Source organism: Neobacillus drentensis, assembly GCF_036966985.1.
Lineage (GTDB): Bacteria > Bacillota > Bacilli > Bacillales > Cytobacillaceae > Neobacillus > Neobacillus drentensis_E.
In genome coordinates, this window is the sequence record NZ_JBALSN010000321.1 from 1 (window position 1) to 8,188 (window position 8,188).

The following is an 8,188-nucleotide window of genomic DNA, read 5'->3' on the forward strand; positions in this document are numbered from 1 at the left end:
GAAGTAGATACATATGAAGAAGCCATTGCTGTTGCGAATGATGTCGAGTATGGTTTATCTGCTTCGATTGTGACCAATAATCTTAAAATTGCTAACCAATTCACCAAAGATATTCAAGCGGGGACAGTCAAGGTTAACCGTACTACGACTGGAAATCTAATGAATGCACCATTTGGAGGCTTGAAAAAGTCAAGTACCTCTACCTTCCGTGAATCTGGAAGAGTAGGCTTAGAGTTCTTTACACAATTAAAAACGGTCTATATGGGCTATTAATCACAATATGATATATAAAGGAGAACCGGGATGAAATCTGTTTTAAAAATTGAATTAGAAGAAGCAAAGTTAATGATTGAGGCTGCAAAGAAAAAATCAGAAGAGATCAATGTATTTGAGACAATTGCAATTGTTGATGACGGCGGAAACCTAATTGCGCTTGAACGCATGAATGGAGCACGCATTACAGGGCCAGAAATCTCAATCGCGAAAGCGTACACAGCTGCTGGTCACAAACGCTCTACCCATTTGTTTAACAAGGAACCTAATGGTCCTGCGCTTCCTGGAAATGAGGCTTTCGGAATTCAACAAATGCTTCCAGGGAAGTTCGCCATTTTTGTTGGGGGGTTCCCAATTGTCGTCAATGGTGAAGTGGTAGGCGGAATTGGTGTAAGTGGCGGAAACGGCGAACAAGATACTGCTGTGGGTACCGCAGCGCTTCAAGCACTTCAATCCTATTTAGAAGGCGATGGTCTGGAAGTAATTACGGCAGCCGATATAAAAAAATAAGAAAAACCGGACCTCATTCATGTATGTTTTTCGCAGAATGAGGTCTCTCTTAATCTATGCTTCTATTAAAAAAGGGGTAAAAATGTTATATTGGTATACAAAGGGGGAGAATCAACTGAAAACATATCTTGAGTTAGCTATTGGATTTGCCCGCACCGGTGTGACTGGTTATGGGGGCGGACCCTCGACTATACCGTTGATTGAATTTGAAGCTGTAAAAAAATACAAGTGGATGGACGAACAAGAATTTGTAGAAATCCTCGCATTAGCTAATACCTTGCCAGGGCCGATTGCCACAAAAATGGCTGCGTATATCGGTTACAAGGTAAAGGGGTATTTAGGGGCTACCGTGGCCATTCTAACCCACATACTGCCTTCGATTGTCGCAATGATTGCCTTATTGGGTGTGCTTTATTCCTTTAAGGAATCACCGATTGTCAGCGGAATGGTTCAAGGGGTTACACCGGTGATTGGCTTTATGTTGTTGGAGATGGCCTACCGATTTTTCCAAAATGGCCGCAAAGGCTTAGGTTTTCCGATCATGCTCACGCTTTCGATCGTTACATTGATTATCGTTCAGTTCCTTGGAGTACATCCAGGTATCCTAATTGCGGTATTCCTCATCGCTGCCTTTATCATCGCCGATCGAAAGGAAAAAGCGGCAAAAGCTTCGGCTGAGATGCTTCTTCAGAGAAAGGAAAAAAGTTCATGATCTATTTGCATATCTTTTGGTCGTTTTTTATTGCTAATTTATTGGGATACGGCGGCGGACCTGCAACCATTCCATTAATCCAAAATGAAGTGGTCAATCATTACCATTGGATGAGTCTCTCCGAGTTTGGGGATGTCTTAGCGATTGCAAATGCCTTGCCTGGACCGATTGCCACCAAAATGGGGGGCTATATTGGTTATCAACTAGGGGGAGTTCTCGGTGCAACGATTGCTCTAATCGCCACCATCCTGCCTTCTGCCCTGGCCGTTATTTTACTTTTTAAGTTTATCAATCTATTTAAAGGCTCTCCAAAAGTGGCGCTTATGACAAAGTCTGTTCAGCCGATTATTTTCATTTTACTTGCTGTGATGGCCTATCAATTCTTTTTAACAGCCTATGAAAAAAGTGGTCTTTTTCACTTAGTCTTATTAGCTGTGGTTAGTTATTTTGCCTTAATCAAAATAAAAATGCACCCATCCTTGTTAATTGTTTGCTGCTTAGTTTATGGTGGTGTTTTTCTTTCATAAAAGGGAAAGTTAAAAAAATAAATAAAATGAGCGGGTGGAAGTTATGGATTTAAGATGGGAGGAAAACAATCTTTTATCGATTCGTGAGCATGCATATAACTATTTAAAGGAAATGATTCTTGAGGGCGAATTAAAAGCGGGTGACCGGTTAATTGAACGAGAACTGGCTGGGAAATTAGGCATCAGCCGGACACCGATTCGAGAAGCCTTGTTCCGCTTGGAATCCCAAGGCTTTGTAAAAACAGTTCCCAGAAAAGGTGTCGTTGTCTCGAATATATCCGAGAATGAAGTCATCGAGGTATTTACAATCCTTGCCTCATTAGAAGTCCTTGCCGTTAAATTGGCTGCGGGGCGGATGGATAAAGAAACACAACTAGAATTGGATCAAAAGATCAAAGAACTGATGGAGTTAAGAGATCAAGCGGAAGAAAATTTTAATCTTGAACATATTGAGATGAATCGTCTCATTAATAAAGCATCGAAAAGCCCTAAATTATTTGAGATTCTCTCTGGTCTGATTGACTATATACATATGGCTGCAAATATGGGATATGAGACACCAGGCCGAAGGAAAGAATCATTAAAAGAACACATCGATATCATGAAAGCCCTGCGTGATAAAGAAGCAGAAATGGCTGAATATTTAATGAGGATTCATATTGAAAACTCAAAAAAAGCTTATATCACCTATATAGAAAATATAAAAGTAAAGCTAAATAAAAAGGAAAAATTGATGTCCACGTGATCTATTCTAGAAAAGCTCTCTTGAGTGAGCTTTCATCATTATTCATGACCACACCGTCTACTCGATGTGGTCTAAAATTTACCTTTTTTAAAAAATGAAAAGATTTAAAATGTTTGTATTGTCTGATAATTTTAAATATGGTATATTGTATACCAAGAAGATAAATTAAAGGGAGGAAACGAAGCATGCCAAAAATAAATTTCATTAACAGCAATAAACAATTAGAGGTACCAGAGGATTCGAATATTTTAAGGATGTCCCTTCGTTACGATGGAGAACTCCCAAACCGATGTGGCGGAGGAATTTGCGGCAGCTGCGTTTTTAAAACAGAAGAAGGTGCCGAATTTCTAGATAAAGTTAAGGTGCAGGAAAGAAGAAAATTAGGGGAAGACTGGTTAAAAGAAGGATATCGCCTTGGGTGCCAAACTTTCGTAACAAACGGTGACATTTCAATTTCTTGGGATGATGATTTTACAGAAGTCGTCAAAAAGAGAAAGCCAGATAAAATTCAGAAAGAAGTCACAACTATTTAATTAGCGAACTAAAAAAATATGAATTCGGGGTGAGATCCATGTGGGCCTGTGACAGACATATGAAAGAAATATTAAACTTCTTAGATACTCCCCATATTAGCAAAGCTTCCTATAAAATTAAATGTTCACTATGCGATAATCACGCACTTGCAAAAATCTATTACACACATAAACCATTACAACTGAAAAAGAATGAAAAATTACGTGCATATGCCTAGGATCTAAAATGCCTGCCCCCCAGTGCCTTAAAGTTATAAAGTAGTGGGGGACAGGCAAAGATTTTAATACAGTAAAGAAAAAGCGATGAGTTTTCTATTCATTGCTTTTTTTTGTTAAAATAATAGAAATTAGACGCATTCAATGCATCAGATAGCCGTTTATTAAGGAGAAATAACCTAATGGAAAATAACCTTATTGAAACATGTTCAAGTCTTATTAAAAATGCAACGAATATCGTAGTGTTAACAGGTGCTGGAATTAGCACGGAATCTGGCATTAAAGACTTTCGTTCGAGAACGGGTGTTTATCAAAGGGCACCCGAATATATCCTTTCCCTTGAGTATTTTTATAAGTGTCCACTGGAATTTTATCAATTTGCAATCGATAACCTTTATCATCCAGACGCTGCTCCGAATATAGGACATGAGATCCTTGCAAAGTGGGAAAGACAAGGGAAAGTATCTCATATCGTTACCCAAAATATTGATGGAATTCATCAAAAAGCAGGCAGTAAAAATGTGATTGAGTTTCATGGAACGATGAAAACAGCTTCTTGTATGAATTGCGGAAGTAGCTATACCACTGAAGAAATGGTAAATCGACTAGAAACTTTGGATGAATTCTATGTTTGTGACCAATGTGAAACCCAACATAAGCGAGAACGTTTCATCAAACCGGATGTTGTTTTATTTGGTGATACTGGTAAATGGTTTACGGTTGAAGGGTTTAATAAAATTTTACATACGATTGAGGAGGCAGATTGTTTATTGGTGTTAGGGACGAGTCTTAAGGTCACACCATTTTCAACATTCCCTCAATATAGAAGGAAAAGCACTCCATTGATTATAATTAATATTGGTGATACTCCATATGACATGGATTATAATACATTCGTCATTCCTGAGTCGATTGGGAAGTCCTTGTCCCTATTGGATGAACATTTAAGGACTTGAAAAAAATTTTACAAAAAAAAGTTGGTGGGAATGGTGAGTGAAAGTAAGCAGTATGTCTGGTATGCAAGTTATGGTTCAAATTTAAATAAGGATCGATTTTTATGCTACATAAAGGGAGGGAGTCCAGCGGGGTCAACAAGGGTTGAGTCAGGTTGTAAAGATTCATCCCTTCCGGTCGCTGAGACCACTTTTCCATTGCATCGTCCTCTTTACTTTGCAAAAGAGGCAGCTGGGTGGCAATCGCAAGGTGTAGCCTTTATAGGATTAAAGCAAGGAGAGGAGTATCTCACCTATAGTAAAAAATATTTAATCACCATTGAACAGTTTTTAGATGTGGTGAAACAGGAGAATAGTGGGGACCACTTCGAAATAGATTTAAACGAGGTAAAAGAGAAAGGGTCTAAAATATTTCGCCACCGTGCTTGGTATGGCAATATCATTTATCTAGGTGATGACCAAGGGTATCCAATTTTCACCTTTACAGCCCCTTGGGAACAAGCTGAAGTAGAAATGAAAAAGCCATCCCATAATTATTTAGCCACTATTATTAAAGGGTTAAAAACAGACTATACGGAGGAAGAAATCTTTTATTATCTTCAAAATACACCTGGCATTACGGGTTTCTATACTGATGATGAATTAGCAAAAGTTATTGCAAACACGGAATCTTAATAGCTTGAAAACGAACAAAACCTTCCGTAGTTAATGGAAGGTTTTGTGTTTATCATTACTTTGCAAAGAAGTTTTCCGTATAGTACGGTTGTGATTCATCATTAAATGCCACACCTACCCCTAAATACTCATACCCCTCACGCAAAATGTTTTCTCGATGCCCAAGTGAGTTCATTAAGCCTTCATGAGCGAAAATGCTGCTAAATTGGCCATAGGCAAGGTTTTCGCCCGCCAAATGAAAGGTGATATCGTCTTCTTTCATCCGGTCAAACGGAGATTGTCCTTCAAGGTTGGTGTGATCGAAATAATGATGGGCAGCCATATCGGTGCTATGCTTACGGGCCGTTTCTCGAACGTGCTCATCCCAAGTAAGGATAGGCAGTTGGTGATTTACTCGTGCGGCATTAGTTAAATCAAATAACTGATATTCAAAGCCCTCTTTTAAAGCTGAATTCCCTTTTGTGTAAAAATCCATTTTTTCCTCTTCAAAGTCTTTGTTGATCAATTGAATGGCGGTAACTGTATTATTTTCATGTTTATCATAAAAGACGGTTACATAGGCTCCCTCGACTAAAAACAAATCATTATCACTATTTTCCTGTAGTTGGTATACCGTGAACCCTTTTTGAATTTTTGTTAAAGGTTCCCCAAGCTTTTCACGGACAGTTTTTTTAGAACTTCCAAGTTTAATTCCATTGGTTGATGAGATTAAATCTTGATTTGTGTATAATCCGGCAGCTTTGTTGTTTTCATCGTACATGACCATAAAGAAATCATGATAATCTTGATGATAGCTATACCAATTTGTTCCATATTCATTAAGGGATGTCCGGTTTGCACTTCCTAAATCATGTTCTATATCTGCTTTTGGATTGCCAATTTCAACATTATGAATTGCAAAAACTTGTTCAGCAGGCAAGGTCAACTCTACTTTTTCTTTTTGCTGTTGTGGTTGTTGTTTAGTAATTGGACTATCCTTCAATTGAATGCCTAGCTGTTTCCCTATTAGTTGAACTTTTTCGGAAAAACTATTAAGGGTCTCTGCTATTGCTGTGTTGTCTTTGACATTTAATACAGACTGAATGGAATCAACCGTCTTTTCAATATTGCCTTTTTCCAATTGTTCGTCTATGACAGGGAGTGAAAATTTAAATAAAAGAATAAATGAGATGATTGCCAGAAATCGTACCATGTTCGTTTCCTCCATTTCTATTAGAATTGTAGCCAATTAAAAGAAAATGTATAAGTAATATGCTTGAGGGGAATATGGGAACAGCATGTGACAATATCAATTCCACTAGATGAACATCTAAAGGCACTATCTTAAAGTTGATAGTGCCTAGCCTTTCTTAGATCATTTAAGTATATGACGAATTTTTTCATAACTATCCTTGCATCATTTTCGAATGGTCGCTGACCCGATATATTTTCCGCGGACGCCCCTTGGAGGAAGGAGCCTCATCGCCAATAATTTCTGCCATGCCTTCTTCCACTAAAGCTGTAAGGATACGACGTGCATTTCTTGGTGTCATTTTGAGCCAGTCTGCCACTTGGGTTGAGGTAATCGATCCATTACCCATTCTTTTTTGAACCGATAATATTTTATTAAAGGTTGTAATAGTTATTCCGCTATTTTTAAGTTTTTCACTTATTTCTTTGTTCTCTGTGCGGTACTGAAAAGAAATGGCTTCTTGTTCTTTCAATGGACCCTCGATTGTTCCATTATCATCCACCAAGAAAGCGCAAAAAGAATCATAATTTTGTGCATGGTTTAATCCGAGACGAGCATTCTCCTCTGCTGTAAGGGCAGTATCCCCATAGCCAATACCAATATTGGATGGTAAATCCGCAAGCAGTGCTAATTGTTCCAAAAGAGAGGAAATCGAATTCTCTGTTGCCTCTAATGAACCTCTGGTTGAAAAAATAACAAATACCCCAATTCCAATCGTTACGAAAGAACCTGAAATGGATTCTGCAAAATTTAAAATGGCTGCCTGTATCTCTAAACTTAATCGATGAATATCGTAGGAAAGCATATTATGATCGTCTTTATTCTCCATTCCTTGCACCTTTACAAGGATAACCGCAATTTGTGATTGCTTAAAATGAATTGTTTCCCATTGCTGGACTGCTGATGACAATGTCTTACGAATGTTACTTCTCGTTGGGGCAACCCAATAGGTAGTTATATCATTAGAGCGCAATTGATCATATATGGAACGGAGGCTAGTTATACATATATCAACTTTTCGATCGTGAATAAGTTTTTGATGAAAAGCTAGTAGATTCGGAAGTGGAGTTTCATTGGTGTATTCATGAACAAATACCTGATCACTTGGTATACCAAGATCGCGGTATGTTTCATAAACATCACGATCCGTAAGCGTGTCGATACTAATCCTTTCTAGGCTCTTTTTATCATTATAACCAATATCAACTAAGGTCTTAGTTAAGCTGGCTCCATCTAGTTGAAGTATAAAAAAGGGTTGCTTGACAGCACTCTTTTGAAAGGGATTAAATAGGGCTGGCCCAGCAAGAATCCATAGGTCAATTACATGTTGATTGTTTACGACGATACTTGTAGCTTCTTCAGGTAATTGATAAATAAATGGAACAGGCTGCAGTCGGTCACTATATTCAGTTGCTATTTCAGCAATAAGTTGGACAGAGTCAATTGGTCCGATGATTCCGGCTCTTGGTTTCAAAAATTCCCCTCCTATATGTTTTGGTTCTTTCATTATACTCATTAATAAAACCTTTCGTAAAAGGATTTCATATTTTAAGTGTTTAATATTAGCATTTTCAAGTTAATTATAGAGAATTTTTAGAAAATTCTGTTGACAATAGCAATATCCAAATGTATAGTTTTATTTAAGGAACATATTAAGAATAATTCCGTTAATAAAATAATTAGGAGTGTTGAGAATGAGTAAATCGATGGAGAAACATAATTTATTTCCGTTAGTTGATCAAGAGCAATTTAAACAGGTCATTGGTCACTTTGCTAGCGGGGTAACAATTATAACTGTCAGAAATAATGATGT

General features: G+C 37.7%; 10 protein-coding genes. 8 read left to right on the forward strand and 2 right to left on the reverse strand.

Translation table 11 applies throughout. The features are described from left to right. The 8 genes from V7659_RS20290 to V7659_RS20325 form a co-directional block, all read left to right on the forward strand. A partial coding sequence (locus V7659_RS20290) for an aldehyde dehydrogenase family protein (protein ID WP_335541778.1) occupies nucleotides 1-273 on the forward strand: 273 nt, incomplete at its 5' end. A 30-nt stretch (nucleotides 274-303) separates the two neighbouring features. Continuing rightward, the gene (locus V7659_RS20295; RefSeq protein ID WP_335541780.1) at nucleotides 304-783 is read left to right on the forward strand and encodes a GlcG/HbpS family heme-binding protein; all 480 of its coding nucleotides are present in this window, start codon (nucleotides 304-306) and stop codon (nucleotides 781-783) included. Between the two features lie 82 nt (nucleotides 784-865). After that, on the forward strand, nucleotides 866-1,495 hold the full coding sequence (locus tag V7659_RS20300) for a chromate transporter (protein WP_335541783.1): 630 nt from the start codon (nucleotides 866-868) through the stop codon (nucleotides 1,493-1,495). Further along, nucleotides 1,492-2,022 carry a chromate transporter gene (locus V7659_RS20305; RefSeq protein WP_335541785.1) on the forward strand — a complete coding sequence of 177 codons (531 nt, stop codon included), beginning with the start codon at nucleotides 1,492-1,494 and terminating at the stop codon, nucleotides 2,020-2,022. Before V7659_RS20300 ends, V7659_RS20305 begins: the two co-directional genes overlap by 4 nt. 43 nt (nucleotides 2,023-2,065) lie before the next feature. Continuing rightward, nucleotides 2,066-2,767, forward strand: a complete 702-nt coding sequence (locus V7659_RS20310) for a GntR family transcriptional regulator (protein WP_335541787.1) — start codon at nucleotides 2,066-2,068, stop codon at nucleotides 2,765-2,767. A 185-nt stretch (nucleotides 2,768-2,952) separates the two neighbouring features. Beyond that, nucleotides 2,953-3,300: a 2Fe-2S iron-sulfur cluster-binding protein gene (locus tag V7659_RS20315; protein ID WP_335541788.1), complete on the forward strand. Its 348-nt coding sequence runs from the start codon at nucleotides 2,953-2,955 to the stop codon at nucleotides 3,298-3,300. A 398-nt stretch (nucleotides 3,301-3,698) separates the two neighbouring features. Next, nucleotides 3,699-4,472 carry an NAD-dependent protein deacylase gene (locus tag V7659_RS20320; RefSeq protein ID WP_335541789.1) on the forward strand — a complete coding sequence of 258 codons (774 nt, stop codon included), beginning with the start codon at nucleotides 3,699-3,701 and terminating at the stop codon, nucleotides 4,470-4,472. A 30-nt stretch (nucleotides 4,473-4,502) separates the two neighbouring features. Continuing rightward, a complete protein-coding gene (locus tag V7659_RS20325; RefSeq protein ID WP_335541790.1) occupies nucleotides 4,503-5,144 on the forward strand; it encodes a hypothetical protein in 642 nt (213 codons plus the stop codon). Between the two features lie 55 nt (nucleotides 5,145-5,199). Here V7659_RS20325 and V7659_RS20330 read toward each other — a convergent pair whose 3' ends face one another. Beyond that, entirely contained in the window at nucleotides 5,200-6,336 is a 1,137-nt protein-coding gene (locus V7659_RS20330; RefSeq protein ID WP_335541791.1) for a CAP domain-containing protein, read from the reverse strand. Between the two features lie 193 nt (nucleotides 6,337-6,529). After that, nucleotides 6,530-7,849, reverse strand: coding sequence for a hypothetical protein (locus tag V7659_RS20335; RefSeq protein WP_335541792.1), 1,320 nt, complete (start codon nucleotides 7,847-7,849; stop codon nucleotides 6,530-6,532). Nucleotides 7,850-8,188: the final 339 nt, after the last annotated feature.